Origin of the sequence: Parasphingorhabdus sp., from assembly GCF_036964565.1 — a bacterium.
In the GTDB taxonomy this organism is placed as follows: Bacteria; Pseudomonadota; Alphaproteobacteria; order Sphingomonadales; family Sphingomonadaceae; genus Parasphingorhabdus.
This window is the reverse complement of sequence record NZ_JBALTN010000044.1, coordinates 1-569: the sequence shown is the minus strand read 5'-3', so window position 1 is coordinate 569 and position 569 is coordinate 1. Positions and strand designations below refer to the sequence as shown.

Here is a 569-nt window from a genome sequence, read left to right as displayed (position 1 = left end):
CGGGTCTCCGTTTCTAGAACGCAGACGGCTTGTTATCTGAATTGAGAGAACCGGGGGCCGCGTGCCTCCGGTTTTTTCTTGTCGGGCCCATTGCACTGGCGGTTTGATCGCTGCGCCGCGCACCCTGTGCGGGGCCTCAGTCTTCCAGATCCGTGATCGGCCTTGGCTCCAGCCAACTGGCCACCCAGGTTGGCAACAGCGTGGCGGCTGCCTGGATCCCGAAGCCAAGATTGAACCAGTCATACCAGCCCTGCGGGTGCCAGAGCCCCGGGGTGCCGGCGGCGGCCATATAGAAGCAGCCGAACATCGCCGTTCCGGCGAACAGCATCCCGGAGATGGCATGGGCGCGCACCTTGACCGTCAGCTCCCGCTCGTCGAGCGGCTCCCGTGCGCTCGGCGTGAAGCGCGGGCCGGCCAGCCGCACGAAATGCGCGGCCAGAAACGCGCCGTAGAACAGCAACCAAGCAATCCAGAAGTCGGGCGTCAGCACGCTCGGCGATCGCGCCAGCATCGCATAGCCGGCGACAAGGGCGACGAAGACGAGCAGCGGCGTCCAGCGAAGCGTCCGC

1 protein-coding gene is annotated in these 569 nt (G+C 66.1%); it reads right to left on the bottom strand.

What is annotated here, in order from left to right; genetic code table 11:
* Positions 1–136: 136 nt before the first annotated feature.
* On the bottom strand, positions 137–569 hold a 433-nt coding region (locus V7650_RS18145), incomplete at its 5' end, for a hypothetical protein (RefSeq protein WP_335657605.1).